Raw genomic sequence first — 596 nt, forward strand, 5'->3', positions numbered from 1 at the left:
GCAGAGCGGTCTCGTCAAGCCGCCGACGCCGGCTCCGGCGCCTGCTTCAGCTCCGGGTGAGGGGGACGCGCAGTGACCGCCGTCGGCTGGCTCCCCGCCCCCGCCGAGGAACTCTTCGGCCCCGAGGCCACCGCCGAGGAGTCCTACGAGGTCCTGACGGTCGACGTCCCGCCCACGAGCTGGCTCACCGCCCTGCGGGTCGCCCGCGACGAACTGGGCTGCACCTACTTCGACTGGCTCAGCGCCGTCGACGAACCCGGCACCGGCTTCCGCGTGGCCGCCCACGTGGCAGCCCTCTCGCCGGTACGACGCCTGCTCCTGCGCACGACGGTCCCCCACGAGAGCCCCGCCCTGCCGACCGCCGTCGACCTCTACGCGGGCGCCGCCTGGCACGAGCGCGAGACCCACGAGATGTTCGGCGTCACCTTCGAGGGTCACCCCTCCCTGGACCACCTCCTCCTCCCGGAGACCTTCGAGGGCCATCCCCTGCGCAAGGACTTCGTCCTGGCCGCCCGCGTCGCCAAGGCATGGCCCGGCGCCAAGGAACCGGGCGAGTCCGAGCACGGCGGCCCCAAGCGCCGCCAGATGCTCCCCCC

The 596-nt window shown here is 74.0% G+C and carries 1 protein-coding gene; it reads left to right on the forward strand.

The window, feature by feature from the left end; translation table 11 throughout:
* Positions 1 to 72 precede the first annotated feature (72 nt).
* The coding region (locus EHS43_RS45645) for an NADH-quinone oxidoreductase subunit C (protein ID WP_148104389.1) at positions 73 to 596 on the forward strand (524 nt) is incomplete at its 3' end.

The organism is Streptomyces sp. RP5T (genome assembly GCF_003933965.1).
Taxonomy (GTDB): Bacteria; Actinomycetota; Actinomycetes; order Streptomycetales; family Streptomycetaceae; genus Streptomyces.